The 21263-nt window shown below is 53.1% G+C and carries 21 protein-coding genes; 6 read left to right on the top strand and 15 right to left on the bottom strand.

Annotation, left to right across the window (positions count from 1 at the left end):
* Nucleotide 1 precedes the first annotated feature (1 nt).
* From QWY27_RS03540 to QWY27_RS03530, 3 genes are read left to right on the top strand one after another with little or no spacing between them, the layout of a single operon-like run.
* On the top strand, nucleotides 2-427 hold the full coding sequence (locus QWY27_RS03540; protein WP_290194784.1) for a BLUF domain-containing protein: 426 nt from the start codon (nucleotides 2-4) through the stop codon (nucleotides 425-427).
* Nucleotides 428-445: 18 nt separating this feature from the next.
* Nucleotides 446-1660 (top strand): MFS transporter, encoded by a 1215-nt coding sequence (locus QWY27_RS03535; protein ID WP_290194783.1) that lies wholly within the window; start codon nucleotides 446-448, stop codon nucleotides 1658-1660.
* A gap of 37 nt (nucleotides 1661-1697) precedes the next feature.
* The gene (locus tag QWY27_RS03530) at nucleotides 1698-1997 is read left to right on the top strand and encodes a 4a-hydroxytetrahydrobiopterin dehydratase (protein WP_353958761.1); all 300 of its coding nucleotides are present in this window, start codon (nucleotides 1698-1700) and stop codon (nucleotides 1995-1997) included.
* Between the two features lie 40 nt (nucleotides 1998-2037).
* Here QWY27_RS03530 and QWY27_RS03525 read toward each other — a convergent pair whose 3' ends face one another.
* The 14 genes from QWY27_RS03525 to QWY27_RS03460 form a co-directional block, all read right to left on the bottom strand.
* On the bottom strand, nucleotides 2038-3567 hold the full coding sequence (locus QWY27_RS03525; RefSeq protein ID WP_290194782.1) for a cryptochrome/photolyase family protein: 1530 nt from the start codon (nucleotides 3565-3567) through the stop codon (nucleotides 2038-2040).
* Entirely contained in the window at nucleotides 3564-4910 is a 1347-nt protein-coding gene (locus QWY27_RS03520) for a DASH family cryptochrome (RefSeq protein WP_290194779.1), read from the bottom strand. Before QWY27_RS03520 ends, QWY27_RS03525 begins: the two co-directional genes overlap by 4 nt.
* Complete coding sequence (locus QWY27_RS03515; RefSeq protein WP_290195045.1) at nucleotides 4907-5056, bottom strand: DUF2256 domain-containing protein; 150 nt, start codon at nucleotides 5054-5056, stop codon at nucleotides 4907-4909. Before QWY27_RS03515 ends, QWY27_RS03520 begins: the two co-directional genes overlap by 4 nt.
* A 17-nt stretch (nucleotides 5057-5073) precedes the next feature.
* Nucleotides 5074-6633, bottom strand: a complete 1560-nt coding sequence (locus QWY27_RS03510; RefSeq protein WP_290194777.1) for an FAD-binding domain-containing protein — start codon at nucleotides 6631-6633, stop codon at nucleotides 5074-5076.
* Nucleotides 6634-6669: 36 nt separating this feature from the next.
* Complete coding sequence (locus tag QWY27_RS03505; RefSeq protein WP_290194774.1) at nucleotides 6670-8043, bottom strand: MmgE/PrpD family protein; 1374 nt, start codon at nucleotides 8041-8043, stop codon at nucleotides 6670-6672.
* A gap of 74 nt (nucleotides 8044-8117) precedes the next feature.
* The gene (locus QWY27_RS03500; protein WP_290194772.1) at nucleotides 8118-9302 is read right to left on the bottom strand and encodes an acyl-CoA dehydrogenase family protein; all 1185 of its coding nucleotides are present in this window, start codon (nucleotides 9300-9302) and stop codon (nucleotides 8118-8120) included.
* 12 nt (nucleotides 9303-9314) lie between these two features.
* A complete protein-coding gene (locus QWY27_RS03495; RefSeq protein ID WP_290194770.1) occupies nucleotides 9315-10115 on the bottom strand; it encodes an enoyl-CoA hydratase/isomerase family protein in 801 nt (266 codons plus the stop codon).
* A complete protein-coding gene (locus tag QWY27_RS03490) occupies nucleotides 10112-11278 on the bottom strand; it encodes a CaiB/BaiF CoA transferase family protein (RefSeq protein WP_290194769.1) in 1167 nt (388 codons plus the stop codon). The genes QWY27_RS03495 and QWY27_RS03490 overlap by 4 nt, the downstream gene beginning before the upstream one ends.
* A gap of 102 nt (nucleotides 11279-11380) precedes the next feature.
* A complete protein-coding gene (locus tag QWY27_RS03485; RefSeq protein WP_290194767.1) occupies nucleotides 11381-12070 on the bottom strand; it encodes an MBL fold metallo-hydrolase in 690 nt (229 codons plus the stop codon).
* A gap of 25 nt (nucleotides 12071-12095) precedes the next feature.
* Nucleotides 12096-13166 carry a tartrate dehydrogenase gene (locus tag QWY27_RS03480; RefSeq protein ID WP_290194765.1) on the bottom strand — a complete coding sequence of 357 codons (1071 nt, stop codon included), beginning with the start codon at nucleotides 13164-13166 and terminating at the stop codon, nucleotides 12096-12098.
* 70 nt (nucleotides 13167-13236) lie between these two features.
* The gene (locus QWY27_RS03475; RefSeq protein ID WP_290194763.1) at nucleotides 13237-14112 is read right to left on the bottom strand and encodes an isocitrate lyase/PEP mutase family protein; all 876 of its coding nucleotides are present in this window, start codon (nucleotides 14110-14112) and stop codon (nucleotides 13237-13239) included.
* Nucleotides 14113-14124: 12 nt separating this feature from the next.
* Nucleotides 14125-15756: an amidase gene (locus tag QWY27_RS03470; RefSeq protein WP_290194761.1), complete on the bottom strand. Its 1632-nt coding sequence runs from the start codon at nucleotides 15754-15756 to the stop codon at nucleotides 14125-14127.
* On the bottom strand, nucleotides 15753-16487 hold the full coding sequence (locus QWY27_RS03465) for a molybdate ABC transporter substrate-binding protein (RefSeq protein ID WP_290194759.1): 735 nt from the start codon (nucleotides 16485-16487) through the stop codon (nucleotides 15753-15755). The genes QWY27_RS03470 and QWY27_RS03465 overlap by 4 nt, the downstream gene beginning before the upstream one ends.
* Before the next feature lie 54 nt (nucleotides 16488-16541).
* Entirely contained in the window at nucleotides 16542-17483 is a 942-nt protein-coding gene (locus QWY27_RS03460) for a LysR family transcriptional regulator (RefSeq protein ID WP_290194757.1), read from the bottom strand.
* Nucleotides 17484-17593: 110 nt separating this feature from the next.
* Here QWY27_RS03460 and QWY27_RS03455 point away from each other — a divergent pair, with 110 nt between their 5' ends.
* From QWY27_RS03455 to QWY27_RS03445, 3 genes are read left to right on the top strand one after another with little or no spacing between them, the layout of a single operon-like run.
* Nucleotides 17594-19009, top strand: coding sequence for an MmgE/PrpD family protein (locus tag QWY27_RS03455; RefSeq protein ID WP_290194754.1), 1416 nt, complete (start codon nucleotides 17594-17596; stop codon nucleotides 19007-19009).
* A 46-nt stretch (nucleotides 19010-19055) separates the two neighbouring features.
* On the top strand, nucleotides 19056-19736 hold the full coding sequence (locus QWY27_RS03450) for a DUF1007 family protein (RefSeq protein WP_290194752.1): 681 nt from the start codon (nucleotides 19056-19058) through the stop codon (nucleotides 19734-19736).
* Nucleotides 19733-20872 (top strand): nickel/cobalt transporter, encoded by a 1140-nt coding sequence (locus tag QWY27_RS03445; RefSeq protein WP_290194750.1) that lies wholly within the window; start codon nucleotides 19733-19735, stop codon nucleotides 20870-20872. Before QWY27_RS03450 ends, QWY27_RS03445 begins: the two co-directional genes overlap by 4 nt.
* On the opposite strand, the gene QWY27_RS03440 is transcribed toward QWY27_RS03445, so the two are convergent.
* Entirely contained in the window at nucleotides 20873-21238 is a 366-nt protein-coding gene (locus QWY27_RS03440) for a Fur family transcriptional regulator (RefSeq protein ID WP_290194747.1), read from the bottom strand.
* Nucleotides 21239-21263 lie beyond the last annotated feature (25 nt).

Below are 21263 nucleotides of genomic sequence, written 5' to 3'. Positions count from 1 at the left end.
CATGCTGGTTCGTTTGTTATATGTCAGTCGCGCGCTTGATCCAAGCGCAAACGATGTGACTGAATCCATTTTGGACTCGGCACGCAAATTCAATATGGCCAATGGCATCACCGGCATTCTTTGCTACGGTGGAGGTATTTATCTGCAGGCGATCGAAGGTGGCCGCAAACAGGTGAACGAGCTTTACGGTCACATAGTGCGTGATACGCGCCACAAGGATGTCGCACTGCTTCACTATTCAGAGATCAGGGAGCGACGGTTTGGCGGCTGGACGATGGGTCAGGTGAATCTTTCAAAATTAAACACCTCAATTGTTTTAAAGTACTCCGAGCAGCCTGAGCTTGACCCGTATGCTGTGTCTGGCGAAGTTTCACTTGCTTTGCTCGAAGAGCTCATGCTGACTGCCTCGATTATTGGCCGAGCCTGATAGGACAAACAAAATAATATGAATGCGGACACTGCATCACTTGAGACAAAAGACCACTCTCTGGTCGTCAGACTATTACTGAACGTGGGGCATGGACTTGATCACATGTTCCTCCTGATTTTTGCGGCATCGGTCGGAGTGATCGCGATTGATTTCGGGTTTGATAGCTGGGAGGACCTGATGCCTTATGGCGTCGGTGCTTTTGTGCTGTTTGGCCTGGGCTCAATTCCGTCAGGGCGTCTGGGTGACCTTTGGGGTCGCCGCCGCATGATGATCGTGTTTTTTGTTGGTATGGGTGTATCGACCTTGCTCGCCGCGTTGAGCCAAAATGCTTGGCAAATGGCGGCCGCACTCACCTTGGTGGGAGCGTTTGCTTCGATCTACCATCCTGTGGGGATTCCCTTTCTGGTACAAAAATCGACGAATCCCGGCTATGCGATTGGTGTGAATGGTTTGGCAGGTAATCTCGGCGTGGCGCTTGCCGCAGTGTTGAGCGGATTTTTGATCAAATGGCTGGGTTGGCGTGCTGCCTTCGCGATTCCCGCATTCATGTCCATCGCTTTAGGCATCTGGTTTGCCTATGTGTGCCCCGCGGAGACAGAGGTGCCTGCCAAGCGCAAGGCCAAAGCCGCAGTCAATTTCCCTCCTGGCTTGGTTGCACGCGCACTCGCCGTGATGACCGTAAGTGCAGCAACCGGCAGCGTGCTTTTTAACTTCACAACCAATGGCAATGGCCAGTTATTGCTAGAGCGCTTTAAAGGGATTGTTGAAGATCCTGCGACTTTGGGCATCATGCTGGCCGTGATCTACACTGTCGCCTCCTTGATGCAGGTTGTTGTTGGAAAGCTGCTGGATCGTTTCGCTGTCCGCCCCCTGTTTCTTGGTATTGTTTTATTGCAAATCCCTCTTTTCTTGCTGGCTTCCTATGCGCAGGGCTGGTGGTTGTTCGCCGCGCTGTTGGGAGTGATGGTGTTTATTTTCGGCGCGATCCCTTTTGTCGATGTCATGGTAGTGCGCTACGTCGATGACAGGATGCGATCGCGTGTAGCCGGGATTCGTTTGGCGATTTCGCTAGGTTTGAGCTCGCTGGCAGTTTGGGCGCTTGGCCCCTCAGTGAAAAGTTTGGGCTTTGAGGTGATGTTGATGGTGATGGCTGGCTTTGCCGCATGCACGGCTTTGGTGGTGATGTTGTTGCCGCGAGAACCTGCCGCCCCCAACTCGCAAATTTCTTAGCATCTTCAGCGATGTATATCGAAGGGAATATCATGTCATGCGTGTGATGAAACTGCAGGACGATGAAATTGCTGCTGCTTGCGCGCGTTGCCCAAATTGGCAATACGAGCCTCAAAATGGTGGTGCTTTACTCAGGAATTGGGTATTTAAAGACTTCAGCGAGGCTTTTGCTTTTATGGCGCGTGTGGCCCTTCTCGCTGAGAAGCATGATCATCACCCTGAGTGGTCCAATGTCTATCACAAGGTATCCATCAAGCTGACGACTCACGATGCTGATGGTTTGTCTTTGAGGGATATTGAGTTGGCTTGCGCCATCGATCAACTCTTGCCGGCATGACAAGGCCTTCGCCAGGTTGACACTCTGGGCAAGTCGTCACTTAGTATTCATTCAATGCGCGCTTGATGTCCTGGGCTCTTTGTTGCAGGGCATTGACTGCGCTTTCATCCATTTTTTCTATATTTCGGTACACCATTCCCAGACGATGATTGTTTGAGAGTGTCGATTCGTGCCGGATAAAAAAATCCCAATACAAAGCATTAAAAGGGCATGCCCGTTCGCCTTCCCGTTGCTTCTTGTCGTAATGACAACCCTTGCAGTAATCGCTCATACGATCCACATAGGCCGCGCTCGAGACATAGGGTTTGGTGGCGAGCAACCCGCCGTCGGCAAACTGACTCATACCGACTGTGTTTGGCAGCTCTACCCATTCAAATGCGTCGATATATATCCCAAGATACCAGCGATGCAGGGCCCCGGGATCGAGCCCGGCAAGCAGGGAAAAGTTACCGATGATCATCAGTCGCTGAATGTGATGGGCGTAAGCGTGCTCAAGTGATTGACCGATCGAACGAGAGAGGCATTGCATCTTGGTCTTGCCAGTCCAGAACCAATCGGGCAGAGGGGTCGTGTGATCAAACTTGTTGTGTGAGGCGTACTCGGGCATGTGATGCCAATACATTCCCCGAATGTATTCGCGCCAACCCAGAATTTGCCTGATAAAACCTTCAGCCGTGGCAATCGAGACTTTGCCGTCTCGCCATGCCTGCTCGGCGCGCGCGACAACCTCCCGGGGGTTAAGCATCTTGGTGTTTAAGGCAAATGACAGTAGAGAATGAAACAGCCTCCAATGTCCGGTACTCATGGCATCCTGATAGTCTCCGAAGTACGGCAAGATGTCTTCGATGAAACGATCCAGATCGCGGAGTGCTTCCTGGCGATTCAGGGGCCAGGCAAAGGAGGCAGCCTGCGGGGCACCAAAAGTTTCAACGCCGCAACGCTCAATAGTCTCCCACAGCTCAGTGTGATCATGTCTGGCGCGTTGGTCGGAGGGCTCTGGAGGTTTGCCACTCCAGCGCTTACGATTCTCGTGATCGAAATTCCATTGCCCTTCAACAGGGCGTTTACTGTCCAGCATTAATACCTGATGTTTGGTGCGCATCTGCCGATAAAAACGCTCCATCAACCAGCTTTTCTGTCCCTTGAATAGTTCACCCGCCTCAGTCCGGGTCGTATAAAAATGTTCGCTCTCGCACATCTCGACATCAATCGTCAGACCTTGTCCATAGATTTTGAGTTGCGAATCCAGACGCCATTCGTCAGGTTGTTGATATTCGAAACGCGAACAGCCATAGCGCTTGAGTAACTGATCGATATTGCCCGTCAGCGATTGCGTATTGTCTGGATCATCAATGGCTAGATAGTGCACGCGGTGACCTTGGGCAGTCAGATAGGCCGCCAGATCGCGCAGACCTGCAAAAATACCCAGTACTTTTTGGGCATGATGCAAGACATAGTCTGTCTCCTGACGCATCTCCATCAAGGTGTAAATGATCGTGTCATCGCGCTGTTCAAACCAGCTATGTGTCGGGTTGAGTTGGTCACCCAGTACCAGGCGAAGTGTTGTCATCGGTGTGCCCATTGTTTGCGATACAGACCTTCGGGGTCGTGGTCTTGCGTTTGTTTTTCCATATTCATTCGGCGACCGCCTCTGGGATCCGTCCCTCTGCCTGCGATATAAAGCCAATTACCCTGGTTACTGTAGATATCAAAATCCAGGAGTTGAGATTCAAACCAGGCAGCACCGGCGCGCCAGTCAATTTTCAGGTCGTAAATTAAATAACTCGCCACAATTTGACGCATGCGATTTGACAGCATGCCCGTGTTGCGAAGTTCGTTCATCCCTGCATTGACTAGGGTATTTTTTGTCTGCCCTTGCGTCCATTGCTGAAAGAGCTTTTGTGCAATACCTTTGTTCGGTATCGCGAGTGTGGGCAGGGCAGCAAGTTGATCGCCATGTTTCAAGCCATCACGTAGGTAAAGCGAGCGTCCATATTTCAAGTGTAAAAACCGAAAATAATCGCGCCAGACAAGTTCAAACCAGATCCAGTAGGTACTCTCATTCGCACCCCTCTCAGACTCATATTGAGAGAGGCGCGCAACGATCATTGGAGCGGAGAGCGCACCGCTTGCAAGCCAGATCGAAAAGCCAGTAGAGAAATGCTCACCTGAAAGCTGATTGCGTGTCTGTTTGTATGTATGCGGATGTTCGCTGGAGAAATAATCGTCCAAATGACGCAGTCCTTGAGCCGTTCCTGCAGGACAAGGAGGATTGTTGGTCGCGCTCATGGTTGCACTGACGTTCACTTGAGCGACTTGTTCAAGCCGTTCAAGTGACAAGCCTTCGAAACGCAGACTAGCAGACAGGGCAGACATATCAGGCAGTACAGGCAGTTCAGGCAGCCTCAGAGGTGGCTCTAGGGGCAGGCGTGCGCGTAGCCCTTTGACTTCAATCTTTTGTCTAAACTGAGTAAACATATCGGGCATCGATTGTGGAGTGAAGGGCAAGGTTTTTGGATCCAGCATGGTCGATTGCCATTGTTCCCGCACGTCAATACCAAGGGCTTTGAGCTGTGCAACGTCTTCCTGTTCCTCGGGCGCAGCGATTTGCTCGCAAACAATTGCGTATGCATGCGTAGACTTGACTAGTGCAGCCAGGGTTTGCACGGGATTTCCCTCCAACACAAGGAGTTGGCTGCCGAGTGCTCGCAGTTCATGATCAAGAGCAACGAGTGTATGAATCAAGTGTTGCCTGCGCAGTGCGCTCATGCGTATGAAGCCCCAGCACGTCTCGACCTTCTCTGGCGGGAGTACATACACAGCAAGCAAGTATTTCGCTTCACAGACTTGTCTCAGCGCGGGGGAGTCGATCAATCTCAGATCATTGCGAAACCAGTAAATCAAGGTGCTCACTTGATCGCTCCCGAGGATGCTCTGCATTTATCAGAACAAAATTTCACGCTTTCCCAGTCACGCTCCCATTTTTTACGCCATGTAAAAGGGCGGCCGCAGCGCAGACAGATTTTGCTGGGTAAATCTGTTTTCTTGCGTCCGCGCATGGGGGAAGGTATTGTCATCAGAAGTCCAAAGTGAATTGAGTGGGTGGGCTGGCCTGCGCGTCCCGGGTCTTTCGCGTGGCGCGCGCTGTAAGCGTATTTCGGCGCTGATGAGTCTGCTTGCGAGAAGCATGCTTTTCAATGATTTCTTTTTTTGCAGCCTGAACGCTAGCTTGCCCGCGTCGATCATAGAGTTTTCTTTTCGCTTCGCGTGTAGCGCTTTCCAAATCAACGATCGGGACAGGAAGTGCTTCAGATTCCAACATACCAAACTGCTGTTTGAGATCGGCTGTCAGGCGCCAAGGCTCAAACAGCCATGTGTTCGGCACCTTTCGAAGCGCAGGAATCCAGCGTCGAACGAACACACCATTAGGATCGTGGTCTCTCGCTTGTTTGATGGGGTTATAGATGCGCGGGATATTGATCCCGGTCGTGCCCGATTGCATCTGCATTTGACTCCAGTGGATACCGGGCTCGTAGTCTAAAAAATGTCGTGCCAGCCATTGACCAACCTCACGCCAGTGCAGCCAGAGCGGATATGCTGCCGTCGAGACCAGCATGGCGCGCATCCGAAAATTGATCCAGCCCATATCTTTGAGCATCAAGACACAAGCATCCACCAAGGGCCAGCCGGTCCGCGCTTGACTAAGCGCAGCAAAATATTCTGCGTTCCAATCGTTTTCTCTCAGGCCGTCATAGCCACGATGCAGGTTTTGCCACTCGAGTTCAGGCTCTGACTCCAGTTTTTGAATGAAATGACAATGCCAGTACAGCCTGCTCATGAAGGCGCGCAAGCCTTTTGCCTGGCGACTCTCTGCCGGGATCTGTTCAAGCACAGAAATGATGGCATGCACAACCTCGCGCATACTCAGGCAGCCATAGGTCAGATACGCTGAAATCCTCGAACATGCGGTGGGTGCGGACAATGGCGAGGAAATGCCTCCACGATATTGCTCGCTACGGTTTTCCAGAAAGTCTTCGAGAGTAGCCAGAGCGGCTTGGCGACCTCCTTTTTGGCGATGAGGGGGATCCAGAGGATCGATTCCCAGCTCTTGTGCGCTTGGCGGACGCGGCTCGGACCAAGGTAAGGCGAGTGCTTCAATTTGGGAGGGAGCAGGTATGCAGTCTTGTTGCATGTGCGCCTCCCAGGCGGGTTGCCAGAGATTTCGATTAGTCAGTCGTCTGACGACACCGAATTGCAGAGGTTCGTGCCATGCGATGCCTTGTTGGCGACACCATTTTCCTACTGCGAGATCGCGCGCGTAGCTGAGTGCGTGGCCGGTTTCCTGATGAGAAAACAACGCATCGAAAGGCATGCTGGCGTGCAGCCTTTGCAGGACGTCGAGTGCCTCGCCCGTCACGACATGTAATTGTCCACCTAGGCGTTTGATGGCGACATACAGGTCTCTCAAACATTCAAGGGTGAACGTGTAATGCTGTGTCGAGGCGTCCGGGCTACGCCAAAGGCTTGGCTCGATGATGTAGAGGCAACAGACACGACCACGTTTGGCCGCGGCAGTCAGCGCGGCGTGATCGTAGACTCGAAAGTCCTTTTTAAACCACACCACGCTGTGATTCATCGCGCGTTGATCTCTACATGTTTAGACTAGGCGGGTCTATCTGCCAAAAAGGGTCTTCACGCTGGGGAGCGTTTCAAGACTTGCGATTCGATCGTAAAGTCCATCGTCTGCACCGTGCAGGGATGGATTTATAGCTTTGCCTGTGGCGACACAATCCATAAATTTCGCCTTCAAGCCAGCGGCATCGATTGGATTTTTCGCATTGCCCAATGGAAAGCGGATTTCTCCGGAGTCAAATTTTTGTCCACTTTTGGTTTCGATGACGACACGATCTGTCAGCGCAAAAGCCGGCTCCAAGGGGCATGCTGTATCAACGGTCGTGATGGTGACCTTGCCATAGAGCTCCGAGACATCCGGACGCGTCGCAAATTCGTCTGTGAGTTGAGAGAGCCCGACTTGGCGTGCCACGACGGCTGACGCTACCGCAAACTGTGCACTGAATTTCGCTTCAAGCCCCGTTACGGGATGCTTGTTTCTCAACATTGAGGCTTGAGCGGGTCCGATGGTGAGATGGACTTGACTGATGTCTTCGGCCTTGAGATTTTCGCGTTCAACAATTGCCAGCACGCCATCGATCGTGCGATGACTCGAGTAGCAAACAGGATAACGCTTAATTGACAGGCCACTGTCAAGAATGCGCAAGGTTTTACCAAGCGTGTCGGCAGGGCGTTTGAGGTCGGCACGGCCAGACAAGGACAAGGCAAACAAATAGCCTGCCGGGTGTTCAAACACGTCAGGCGCGGAGGTCAGACCGAGTTTGGATAGGCGCACAGCATCAATGCCGTGCGAAGCGGCACGTCCAGCATGGAAAGGCTTTGTCATCGTGCCAAAATTTGCCACGAGTCCGCTAGCCAGGCTAGCGGAAATTGCAAGAGCCTGACGGGCATCATCTTCAGAAAGCTTGTTGAGATAGGCGACAGCGGCAGCGGCGCCCACTGCACCAAAGACGCCTGTTGGGTGCCATCCCTTTAAATGGTATTGATCGGGCTCCCGGCTGACGAGTTCAGCCCAGACTTCGTAACCCACAATATAGGCTCGTACTGCATCAAGCCCGGAGCTGTTGAGTCTGTGGCCTTCGGCGAGGATGGCTGGCACTAGTACGGTGCTTGGATGCCCCGAGATCGCGACGTCGTCGTAGTCGAGAGCATGACCGGCGACCGCATTGATAAATGCCGCCTGAGCGGCGGGATGCATAGTGCCCAAAAAGGGGACGGGGGCTTCAGCGGGTGTCGTGGCTTGCGCAAAGAATTGGCGCACAATATCAACGACAGGTTCGCGATGACCGGCCATCATGGTCGCGATCGTATCGATAAAACCCGTTTTAGCGACAGCGTAGGCTGCCTGCTCTTGACCCCCAAAAGTGGGGTTTGCCACAAATGCGGCGAGCGCCTTGGTTAATCCAGTTGTCATGTCTGTCTCCTGCTAATTGTTAGGTATTGAGTACATGTGCTGATGCGGATGGCTGGTGTGAGAATCCGCGACCTTTAGAAAGAGCGAGGCATGCCAAGCATGTGTTCGCCAATGTAGGAAAGCACTAAGTTCGTTGAAATCGGCGCGATCTGGAACAGGCGGGTTTCACGCCACTTGCGTTCGACGTCATATTCCTTGGCATAACCAAAGCCACCATGGCACTGGAGGCAGGCTTCTGCCGCATGCCAGGTCGCATCTGAAGCGAGTAGCTTACCCATGTTCGCTTCGTCACCACAAGGCAGACCCGCATCAAAGAGCGCAGCGGCACGTCGCAGGACCAAGTCCGCCGCTTCTGTTTCAGCGTGCGCCCGCGCGATGGGGAATTGAACGGCCTGGTTTTGACCAATGGGGCGGTCAAACACGCGACGTTCGTTGACATAGGCGACAGCCGTTTTCGCGAACCAGCGCGCATCGCCAATCGCCTCGGCCGAGACCAGAATACGCTCGGCATTCATGCCATCGAGAATATATTTGAATCCTTTACCTTCCTCGCCAATCAAGTTGTCGGCAGGGATTGTCAGATTATCAAAAAACACCTCGGTAGCATGGTGGTTGACCATTGCTTTAAGAGGGCGGATGTCCAGACCTTTACCCAGTCCATCACGGATATCAAGCAAAAAGACTGACAGGCCGTCACTTTTTTTCTTGCATTCCTCGATGGGTGTCGTGCGTGCCAGCAGCAACATCAAATCAGAGTGCAATGCCCGCGAGGTCCAGACCTTCTGGCCGTTGATAATGTAGTGATCGCCTTGACGTTGAGCGCGCGTTTTGAGTTTTGTTGTGTCTGTTCCTGACGTGGGTTCAGTGACGCCAAAAGCCTGGAGACGCACTTTTCCTGATGCAATGTCAGGCAGGTATTTTTTCTTTTGTGCTTCACTGCCATGCCGCAGAACTGTGCCCATCGTGTACATCTGCGCATGGCAGGCACCCGCATTGCAGCCGGAGGCGTGAATCGTTTCCAGTATCACTGCGGCGGCACGCAAAGGCATGCCGCTCCCACCATATTCTTCGGGGATCAGTGCGCCCAAGTAGCCTGAAGCGGTCAGGGCCTGAACGAACTCAGTCGGATACGCCAGATTTTCCTCCAGACCACGCCAGTATGAGCCAGGAAAGTCCGCGCATACTCGTTTGACGCCTTCGCGGATTTCGGGATAGTCCTCACCTGTTTCGATGGTGATACTTTGCTTTGGATTTGCCATGTGATGCTCCGCTTAACAGCCTTTGAAGTTCGCTTTACGCTTTTCGTTAAATGCCGCGACACCTTCCATACGGTCTTCGGTATCGATCAGGTGGTTGTACGCTTCGATTTCAAAACGGAAGGCTGTCCGTAATTCCATTTGACCGCCATAACGCACGGATTTTTTGATTTGACGCACAGAAAGTGGGGCATTCGCTGCAATCACCTCTGCTGTTTCGATCGCCTTGGCCAAAACCTCTCCAGGTTCCAGGATGGCATTGATTAATCCGTACTCGCTTGCTTGTTGAGCAGTAAAGGGTTTTCCTGTCATCAAAATTTCTTTGGCGCGACGCTCACCAATCGCGCGGGGCAGATTCTGCGTGCCACCGGCACCTGGCATGATGCCAAGTGTGACTTCGGTCAGCGCAAAGCGGGCGGCATTGCTTGCATAGATGAAATCACACGACAGCGCCATTTCCAGACCACCCGCGTAGGCGTGTCCATTTACAGCGGCAATGACAGGAACAGGCAAATCCACAAGGGTCCAGTACATGCGTTCAAACAACTCGTGCTGCAGTGTCCACTGACGCTTTGTCATGCCATTGCGTTCCTTGAGGTCACCCCCTGCGCAGAAAATCTTTTCACCTGCACCGGTCAACACAATGCAACGCACCTCTCCAGCATCTGCAGTCAGACGATTCCAAAGATCCAGCAAGTCATGACCAGTCTGGGTATTGATGGCATTGCCGACTTGTGGACGATTGAGTGTGACTTTAAGTACGTGGGGGCTCACCATCTCTGTGGCAATCGTTTCGTAAGCGGGAAAAGTACTCATTTTGTCTTCCTTTTAGAGAGCAGTTCGGTATGTTCGCCGAGTTTGGGTGGCGCGGCATAGGGTTTTGGTCTGATGCCATTAAAGCTGATAGGGAGTCCGATAAAGCGCATACCCGTACCTGGTACGTTTTGCATCAAACCCAGCGCTTCCGTTTGAGGGTGCGCGACCATTTGAGCCAGATTGTTCACGGGCGCACACGGAACGCCAGCAGCTTCGAGTCGGCTGACCCAATAATCAGTGGGTTGCGTGGCAATAATGGCGTCGAGCATGCCGTAGAGTTCGGTTTGATGTTCGACCCGATGCGGATTATCAATAAAGCGTGAATCTGTTGCCCACTCGGGATGACCGACTGTATTGGATAAGGCTTTAAACAGCGCATCACTTCCCGCGGCGATCACCAACTCGCCATCGCTGGTGAGATATCCTTTGTAGGGCACAATGCCCGACGCGCCGGAGCCCTGTTTGGCGGCTACCTCTCCGTTTGAAAGGTATTGTGCGGCAAGTAGCGATACCCAGGTTGTCGCAGTCTCGTAGAGGGAGACATCGATGACTTTGCCCGCACCAGATTGTTGACGTTCGAGCAAAGCGCTCAAAATCCCAATGACCCCCCACATCCCGGTGCCCATGTCAACGATCGATGCACCCACACGTACGGCAGGACGGCCAGGCTCGCCGGTCGTGCTCATAATGCCACCAAATGCCTGCATGAGCGGGTCATAACCCGGACGATCCTTGAGCGGACCAACTTTGCCAAAGGCACCCAGATTGCAATAGATGAGTCGAGGCTGTTTAGCCATGAGGCTTTCAGCGTCGAGTCCGAGCTTTTCCACATGACCCGGCCGCAGATTTTGAATCACGATATCAGCATGATCACAGATGAACTGACGCAGCTCCTCAAGCTGCTGTGGGTCGCGCAAATCACAGACAACGGACTTTTTGTTGCGATTCAAAGCCTGAAAAAAGGGGGAGGCGCCTTCCCAGAAAGGAGGGCCCCAACGACGTGCGTCATCGCCATCTGATTTTTCGATTTTGATCACTCGCGCACCGAATTCGCCAAGAATTTGTCCGGCAAAAGGGGCGGCAACACTATTTCCTAATTCGATCACCACCAGACCGGCAAACGGTCCGGTAGGGGCATTTTCCTGCTGCGTAGACTCAGACATTTTTGGTTTGCTTTTTGAGTGGTTTGTCCTCCCAAAATTATGTCATGAATTCATCCACCCCATGTCCCTGACGAAGGTGTCCTTGCCTAAATCTATTTCAATCTATCTCAATATCAGTTCGATCGAAGGAGGTTCGTCCCAGATCCAGCTGCCGTTTCGTCGAAAAATTTCAGAAAAGTGTCCGGGCACCACGATATCCGTCCCTTCGCAGATCTCTGCTATGGAGCGTCGCGAGTCGTCGGTCGAGCCAAAGCACATATCGCCGACCTGAGCGAGTACTTCCTTCGGATACTTGATGGCATCCCCGGCCAGGACAACCCGACGACCATCCTCCTGCGTAAAACGCAAGGCCTGGCAGCCTGTGGTATGGCCCGGAACCTCAAAGTGCTCGATGCCGGGGGCGATCACCCCTCGCTTGGGAAGGGTGCGCAGGTCAAAGTCAGCAAGTAGTTCGTGGATTTTCCATGGGATAAAGAGATCATCCGGGTGTGGATGCTTGGCATAGCCCAATTCGGTCTCGCCCACAGCAACTGGGACGCCTTTAAATAAGTCCAGATTTTGACAATGATCAAAGTGCAGATGCGAAAGAAACACCAGATCAATGTCCCCTGGTGTCAGACCACGCTCTTTTAAGCCGTTGATGAGGCCTTTTCGAACACAGTAATGGCCGGTATCGAACAAAATGCGCGTGCCGTCTTGTGCGGTGACCAGTGCAACGTTGCACAGACCAAAAAATCCGCCCCGAAAGCTCAAACTGTTACCTTTAATTAGTAATTCATAACGCGCAGGCATTGCGTACTCCTTATTTAAGTCGCACTCAGGCTGTGTTCAAGTGATCGCAAATCGCCGCCGTGACTTGCGCAGTGGTGGCCAAGCCGCCTAAGTCGCGTGTATGCAAGCGAGAATTGGCTGTGACGGCTTCGATCGCTTTCATCAGTCGATCGGCGGCAGCCTGTTCGCCGAGGTGTTCCAGCATCATGACCACGGACCAGAAGGTGCCTATAGGATTGGCGAGTCCCTTTCCCATGATGTCGAACGCAGACCCGTGAATCGGCTCAAACATGGAGGGATAACGGCGCTCAGGATCGATGTTGCCGGTTGGTGCAATCCCCAGACTGCCTGCCAGAGCGGCGGCAAGATCGCTCAAAATGTCCGCATGCAGGTTTGTTGCAACAATCGTGTCAAGTGTGGCGGGTCGGTTGACCATACGAGCCGTCGCGGCATCCACCAGCTCTTTGTCCCACTTCACATCGGGAAATTCTTTGCTGATCTGAACGGCGATCTCGTCCCACATCACCATGGCATGACGCTGAGCATTAGACTTGGTCACGACAGTCAGTAGCTTGCGAGGGCGGGAGCGGGCAAGTGTGAAGGCGTAGCGCATGATGCGTTCGACCCCCGCGCGTGTCATCATGCTGACATCGGTCGCGACCTCGATTGGATGGCCTTGGTGCGCACGTCCGCCCACACCCGAGTATTCGCCTTCAGAATTTTCACGCACGATAACCCAGTCGAGTTGCTCAGGCGTGCATCGCTTGAGCGGGGCATCGATGCCGGGCAGGATGCGCGTCGGGCGGACATTGGCGTATTGGTCAAAACCCTGGCAAATCTTCAGGCGTAGCCCCCATAACGTGATGTGATCGGGAATGTGCGGATCACCTGCGGAGCCGAACAGGATCGCGTCTTTGTTTCGCAGCGCCTCAAGACCATCGTGGGGCATCATGACGCCGTGCTGGCGATAGTAATCACCGCCCCAGTCAAAGCTTTCAAATTCGAATTTGAGCGACTGGTCTTTTGCCGCAATTGCTTGGAGGACCTTTTGACCCTCGGGAATCACTTCTTTCCCGATGCCATCACCGGGAATTGCGGCAATACGATATGTTTTCATGAATGGATCCTTTGCGTGACTCGATCAGTGCTATTGAGAAAATTAGAGTTAGTGATAGAAATCAGACTTTTTATTCATTGGTTTCGTATCGCTTGCCGCGGGCGAGCAACTCGGGCGTGCCAATCACCGCATTCAGTCCGTCAAAATCAAGCATGGCGCCCTGAAAAGCACGCGTGCTGCCCGTCGCCTTGAGGCTGGCGTAATAGTTTTGCAACAGGTGAGCGACCGCACGCACGGTACCGCCGGGAAAAATGGCAATTGAATAACCAAGCGCCTGCAATTCTTCCGCGGATTTAACAGGAGTCTTGCCCCCCTCGACCATGTTGGCAAGCAGAGGCACGCGGGCCGCAAAGCGTTTGTTGACAATTTGCATTTGATCATCGCTGCGCACAGCTTCGACAAACAAAATATCCGCACCCGCTTCAAGGTAACGCTCGGCGCGCTCAAGCGCGGCGTCGAAACCCTCGACAGCCACTGCATCGGTCCGCGCCATGATCAATGTGTCCGCTGAATGGCGCGCTGAAGTGGCGGCTTTGATCTTTCCCACCATTTCCTGGCTGGAGACCAGGCTTTTGCCTTCAAGATGACCGCAGCGCTTGGGAAAGGATTGGTCTTCGAGTTGAATGATGTTGGCACCGTTGCGTTCAAAACCCCGTACAGTACGTTCAGTATTGAGTGCATTGCCAAAACCTGTGTCCGCATCAACGATCAGCGGGATCTGCACCCGATCCCGGATCTGCGCCACTTTTTCACTGACCTCTGTGTAGGTGGTCAGTCCAATATCCGAACGTCCCAGAGATGTGTAGGCGATGGAGGCACCCGACAGGTATAACGCCTCAAAACCAGCCTGTTCAGCCAAGCTTGCCGAGAGGGCATCATATACTCCGGGCGCCAGCAAAATCTCCGGACGCGCGAGCCGCGCCTTAACTGTGTTCATGGTGTGCATTCCTTTGCAATACTATTGTCCCGAACGAAAAACATTCGCGGGCTCATCAAACCAGTTTCTGTTTTTACGTAAACGACGGGTCATTTCAAGAGCATGGGGCGCGGCTTCGCATAAGACCTCCATCAGTGCATCATCGAGTTTGAGACCCGCGTTGCTGGCCATGCGAGCAGCGAAATCGCGCGTCTGCGCATCGCAGTGTGAGGTGTCAGGAGTCAAGTCCGGCGCAACCAACTTGGGCGCAGCTTCACCTGGCTTCAGTGTGGGGCGCCTGCCGTGCAAGCCGATTGCTTGTTCAAAAGCATGCCCGGCTTTCAGGACCAGCGCGTCTGCTTGCGGTGCCCCCACAATCTGCAAGCCCATGGGCAATCCGGCTGAGTTAAAACCACAATTGACCGATACCGCGGGGCCTCCGGTAATATTGGCCAGGACTTGAGCATTCGGTTTGCGCCAGAAAGTGATCGGCCGATGCGCAGTGATAGGCTGTGCAGGTCCAAACCCCGGCATCAGCAGCAGATCAAATTTTTCATAGATCGGCTTCATTTCCTCGAGCATGCGTTTGTGCTCGCGGGTAGCGGCCAGAAAGTCGAGCGATTGAAACATGACGGCCGGCAAAATGCGTGTCAGAAAATCGCGACCATAGTCGTGCGGGCGTTCGGTCAAGCCTTGTTGTTGCACGCCAAAAATCTCGGTCTCTGCAAGTACGACTTTGACATCCATGTAGTCTTGCATCGGACGTAAGCGACAGTCTTGAACCGTGGCACCGAGGTTTTTGAAAATGGAGACGGCCTGATCGAGCGCCTGACGATGCTCCTCGTTGGCCACGAGATCCTCTTCCCACACATAACGCAAGACACCGACACGCAAGCCCTTGAGATCATGACCGAGGCTGGCAGCATAGTCAGGGATCGGCTGTGTAAAACTATTGCCGTCGGCGGCATCGTGCCCGGCCATGGCTTGCAGCATTAGCGCGCAGTCTTCAACGGTCCATGCCATCGGACCACAGTGATCGAGTGTGAACGAGTTTGGCATCACGCCTACCCGACTGACTAAGCCCGAGCTCGGCATAAATCCAGCGATTCCGCACAAAGATGCCGGCCCGCGGATGGATCCGCCCGTGTCTGTCCCTAACGCTGCGCCGACAAGGCCGGCGGCCACGGCTGCGCCTGACCCACTCGAGGAGCCGCCGCTAAAGCGTGTCAGGTCCCATGGATTGCGCGCGGGTGGCCAGGGAAGATCCAGCGAAGGACCGCCATGTGCGAACTCGTGCGTGTTCAGCTTGCCGAGCAGCACGGCACCTGCCTGGTACAGTTTGGTCACAACGGCGCAGTCACGTGTGGGAACGTGTTTCTGACCGATGCGTGAACCGCCAGTCGTCAGGATGCCCGCTGTCTCATAAATATCCTTGGCACCGAAGGGAATGCCGTGCATTGGCCCGAGGTAGCGTCCTGCCATGATTTCACTTTCGGCTGCCTTGGCTTGCAGTCTGGCCAGCCCAAAGGTCGGGGTAATGAAAGCACTCAGTTGGTCGTCCAGGGAGTCAACACGTGCGCTCAGATGATCGACGTATTCAACGGGGGACAGTTTTTTAGCCTTGATTTGTCTGCCTGCCTCGGCGATGGTCAGGTAGTGGAGATCTGTCGTCATACCGGGTCGAGTCCTTGTTGCTGAAAGGCGTGCTGCGCAGCGGGTGTTTGTAAAAAAGCAAGAAAGTTCTGAATCGCAGAACGCTGAACACTTTGTTTAAAAACACCTGCGGAAAAAATAGTTGATTCCTGCACGGCGGGCGGAAGTTTCCCGAAAATATTGATGCCGGAAACCTGCATGAGCTCGCTCATTTGTTGAACGGCAATTTCGACTTCACCTTTAGCAACCAACTCGCCCGTGAGGCCTTCCGCAAGAACGATCGCCTTGGCACGGACTTCTTCATCTAGACCCAGTCGTTTAATCAGACTGGCAAAATACATTCCGCTCGCGCCTTGTTTGGAAAAGGCGATCGAGCGCGCTGCTTTCAGGGTGGCAACAAAAGTGTCTTGCGTTGAAATATCGGGAACAGGCGCATTGGTGGCGACCGCCATGGCCACGTCCGAGCTCACCAGATCCAGGCGCGTCCCGGCTTCCAAAATGTTTTCTTCAATCAGCGCATCAACCGAACCTGCGACAGCCAGCAGGAGGTCTCCACGCGAGCCGCCGCGAATGCGTTCCGTGAGGTGGGCTGTCGCACCAAAGTCGATATCGATGTGGATCCCGGATGTCTGCGTAAAAACTGGAATCAGTTCTTTCAGGGCGTTTCGCAAAGCCATGGTTGAAAGAACCTTGAGTGTGTGTGGAGGAGCAGGGGTATTGGATTGAGTAGCGGAAAGCTGCGCGGTCGCCATGTAGTCTTTGTCTCTTATGTTGGTTATTGAGTGATTTGTTGAATCTTATCGCTTTTAGGGTTCTGTTTTGCTCAAGGTCTGAGGGTCAATGTCCTGGATGAGCGCTTGAAGGTAGTCGACCAACACGCGGACTTTTGCCGATAGGGTACTGCGAGGGAGGTGGACAACCGACACTTCGGGTCCCGCGACAACATAGTCCGACAGAATGCGCTGCAGTTTGCCCGAGCGCAAGGCGTTGCCAGCAATAAAGTCACTGACCATCACGATGCCCGCGCCAGCGATAGCCGCTTCAATGAGTGATTCAGCGTTATTGATATTGAGCGCACCGGAAACGACTTTTGAAAAATCTTGACCGTTTTTGGTGAATCGCCATTCCCGATGCTCTCCCGTCATGGGCAAAAGATAGGCCAGACATTGGTGTTGATCAAGCTCGTCCGGAGATTGCGGGGTGCCATGTTGTGACAAATAATCAGGGGAAGCATAGGCGGCAAAACTGAGATTACACAGCCTGTGGGAAACGACGCGTTCATCGGTAACCGGACCGATTTGAATCACTGCATCAACGGCCTCGTAGGTCAAGTCAACTTGACGGTCGCTCAACTCGATATCAACACTAAGCTCAGGATAGCGTTGGGTGAACTCCCACATTCTGGGAACAATGACTCGACGTCCAAACCCGACAGGCATCTGGATGCGCAGGCGACCTTTTGGTGTCGCAGTGGCCGCGGTCACTGCGGTTTCCGCTTCCTCGATTTCATTGAGGATCTGACGACAACGCTCAAAAAAACTTGCTCCTTCGCCAGTGAGACTGACCAAACGCGTGGAGCGAGTCAGGAGTTTGACGCCAAGCTCCTGTTCCAGTCTGGCTATAGATTTACTAATCGCAGAGGAGGTGAGCCCCAATCGCTGGGCTGCAAGGGTAAAGCTACGTGTTTCAGCAACTTTGACAAAAACAAGTAAAGCATTGAGGTTTCGCATACTATTCAGTGTACTCATGAATTCGAGTCAGCAATAGATTTTTATTCTAGCGAATTGACCCAAAAATAATCAGTCGTTAGCATCGGGAGTTCCCTAATCTGCCCTAATCTGCCTAATTTGTTGAAACGATGGAAAATCATCCTGCCCCCTTGCTACCCGGTGCAACACGCGCACTGGCGGAATTTGCTGCATCAATTGAATATGGTGACATCCCTGATGAGGTGATCCAGCGGATGAAGACAAGTTTTCTCGATAGCGTCGGATGCTGTTTGTTCGGTGCTACATTGCCTTGGACACAGCGTGTTCAGGCCATGATCGAAGAAGAAGGCGCGCGCGGGGTGGCCTCTATTTTCGGGGCAGGCGTGAAAACTTCAGTTGCCGGGGCAGTGTTAGTCAACGCAACGGCAGGCCATGCTTTTGAGCTGGATGATATTCACAAAGAATCAATTGTGCACGCAGGTTCGATTGCAACACCGGTCGTTGTGGCGCTTGCTGAGCAGATGGGCTGCTTGAGTGGTAGAAAGCTTTTGACTGCAATGACTACGGGCTATGAAATCGGGACCCGCGTGGGGAATGCGGCAACCATGGGCTTGTTTTTCAGGGGTTTTCATCCCCAGGGCGCCTCTGGGGTTTTTGTCGCCGCGGCGAGCGCAGGAAAAATGCTCGAACTTGATGCCTCCAGAATGCAGCATGCGCTGGGCATTACAGGTTCACAAGCTGGCGGCTTGATGTCAGCGCAAGAGGGGGCGATGGTCAAGCGCTTTCATTCAGGACGTGCCGCTCAAAGCGGTGTGTACTCAGCCTATCTTGCTAAAAAAGACTTTACCGGCATAACGGATGTGCTGGAAGCTGGCTATGGGGGCTATCTCAGTTCGTATTCCAACTCGCCTAATGCAGCGAGACTCACAGATGGTTTAGGTCAGGTGTGGGAAACGGCCAAGGTCGGCTACAAGCCTCATGCTTGCGTGACCAGCATTCATTCCGCACTCGACGCGTTCGCCTACTTATTAAGAGAGCATCGACTGACTCCCGCTGAAGTGAAGTTTGTCGATATCGGTATGAGTCCGATGACTTACACGCATTGCGCCTGGGAGTACAAAGCCCAGGGGGTCACGGCGGCGCAGATGAATCTTTACTACGGCATCGCGGTGATTGGTTTCGATGGAAAGGCCTTTGTTGCACAATATGCAGAAGACCGTCTGGCAGACTCGAAGATCATGGATTTCATCAAAAGAATTCGCGCCAGCATTGATCCCGAGATCGAAGCGATGGGGCCCGCTTATCGTCATGCGGCGCGTGTCACGGTCACCACGCATGATGGTCGACAGTTCAAACACGAGATACTGAATCGTCGCGGCAGCCCTGAAAACCCTCTTTCGCATGAGGAAGTGGTGTACAAGTTTCGAAATGTCGTGGAATCTTGTTTGTCGGGAGCGGAGATTGAACGCGTGATCGCGTTGACCGAGCAACTTGACACGAGCATCGATACTACTGAACTGTTTGGCCTGTTGTCTGCAGCGCGCCGAGAGATTGAACTTAAATAATGATCAAACACAAAACATGCCGATGCTAAAAAGAATGAATCACGCGATGACAATCCTCAAAAAAATATACTTGGGCGGGCTGCTCCTGTTGGCCCAAGGTTTGATGAGCCCAGTTGCCCAAGCGCATCCACATATCTTTATTGAAGGGGGGATCGAGTTGGTTTTCAACGCTGAGGGAAAGGCCTCAAACGTGCGCCAGTCGTGGTTGTTTGATGAATTGTTTTCGACCTATGCTTTGCAAGGCATGCCGCGCGATCAAGCCGGTCAAGTCCCTGTTGCTGAGCTTGAAAAAATAACCAGCGAGTGGATGACTGCACTTGCTGACCCAGAGTCACATTTTTTTTCGAAAATCACGTTGGCAGGTGTGCCCTTGAAGTTTGGTGCGCCCCAGCAGGCCCGCACCACCTGGGATCCCAAAGCCAGTCAGCTTGTTTTGTCTTTTGATCTACCAATCGAGCCGCCGGTCAAAGTCGATGCGAAAGGTCTTGAAGTGGATATTCAGGATCCAAGTTATTTCGTTGCATTTAATTACAAGGGTGGTGCCCGAGCCTTCAAGAGCTTGAATGCTCCCGAGCGCTGCAAGTTCGGTTATATGCCACCGAGACCCCTTGATCCCAAAACTGAGAGATTACTTTGGTCGATTCCACCCAGTCAAAAAGAGTTACCTGAAAATCTTCGCGAAGCGGTACGCCAGCTATCCCATCAGTTCACCGTGAAATGTCCATGAACAAGGGTATTGACGTCATGAGCAATATATATGGTTCCCGCAGAATGGGATTGCTTTTGATCTTATTGATCGTGATGTGCTTGTTCGGCAGCATGAACATGGCATGGGCTCAATCCGCACATCCGTTTGCGACCCCTGAGCAACGCTTGAGTGTGCCCACAACAGGATGGTTTGCAGAATTCAGTGGACAAATGGCTGCTTGGCAAGGACATTTTTATCGGCAGTTGACCGGTGCCGTGCGGGCCTGGAAGCAAGACGGATGGGCTGCGTGGCTATTGCTGGCACTTTCATTCGGTTATGGCGTATTCCACGCTCTAGGGCCCGGACACGGCAAGGCTGTTCTAACGGCTTACGTGTTGGCCAACAGGGAAACGATTCGCAATGGTGCGATATTGGCGATGCTTTCCGCTTTTTTACAGGCTTTAGTCGCCATTGGTCTGGTCGCGATTGCGGCGGGTGTTTTGCAGGTCTCTGGTGTCGCCATGAATCGTGCAACCTGGTGGCTGGAGCTCGCGTCCTACGCAATGATGGTGGCTCTGGGTGGCTGGCTTGTGTACAAACATGTGCTCAGACCTGTCGTTCGATCCCTTCGCTCAGGTGCGCATACTGACAAGACTCACCTTGCACATACTCACGCTCACCATCATGGTCACCATCACGCTCACGCACACGGGCAAGCCTGCACACACGATCATGCCCATGCCCACGATCATTCCCATGCGCATTCTGAAGCCCATGTTCATGATGAAAGTTGTGGTCATCTTCACGTTCCAGATCCGGCGCTCATTTCAGGACCGCTGACCAGTTCCAAGGCGATTTCCGCCATATTGGCAGTGGGTCTAAGACCCTGCTCGGGCGCGATCTTTGTACTGGTTTTTTCCCTTGCACAAGGATTTTTTATTGCAGGGATTGCGGCCGCACTTGCAATGGGCTTGGGGACAGGCTTGACGGTCGCAGTACTGGCCTCCGCCTCTCTCTGGATTAGTCAGGCGACCGTGAGTGCGACCGGAGGGCCTCAACGTATCTGGGGCAAAGTTTTCATCGCAAGCCTTCAGGCGCTGGCCTCATTCGCAGTCTTGGCCTTTGGCTTATTGTTGCTGAGCGCAGCACTGACGAGTGGCGTCTCCGGAAATTGATCAACAATCTTTGCAGCGGCCGTACAGAGTGAGATCATGATCTTCCACTCGAAATCCTTTGGGGGCGAGCATGGCAAGATCTGATGGACAAGAGTGGATATCAAACACTCTCTGGCATTGATTGCATTGAAAGTGGTGATGGTGACCGTGATTGCCAAGTTCAAAGCGCGGATTTTCTCCGGGTAAAACGACTTGTCGGAGTGTGCCATCTTCGACCATGGCTTTTAAGTTGCGATAGACAGTCGCGATACCTAAATGCGGGACCGTCTGGCCCGCGAGCTCCAGGACTTCTTGTGCCAATAAAGGACGAGCCGCTGTGTGCAGGGCGGCTTTGATAGCTGAGCGTTGTCGCGTTGAACGTTCCATATTCTTTAATGATAGTGTATTATCA

This window comes from Zwartia vadi, from assembly GCF_030410375.1.
Lineage (GTDB): Bacteria > Pseudomonadota > Gammaproteobacteria > Burkholderiales > Burkholderiaceae_B > Zwartia > Zwartia vadi.
Note: the sequence above shows the minus strand (reverse complement) of the source record. Positions and strands in the feature narration are given on the sequence as shown.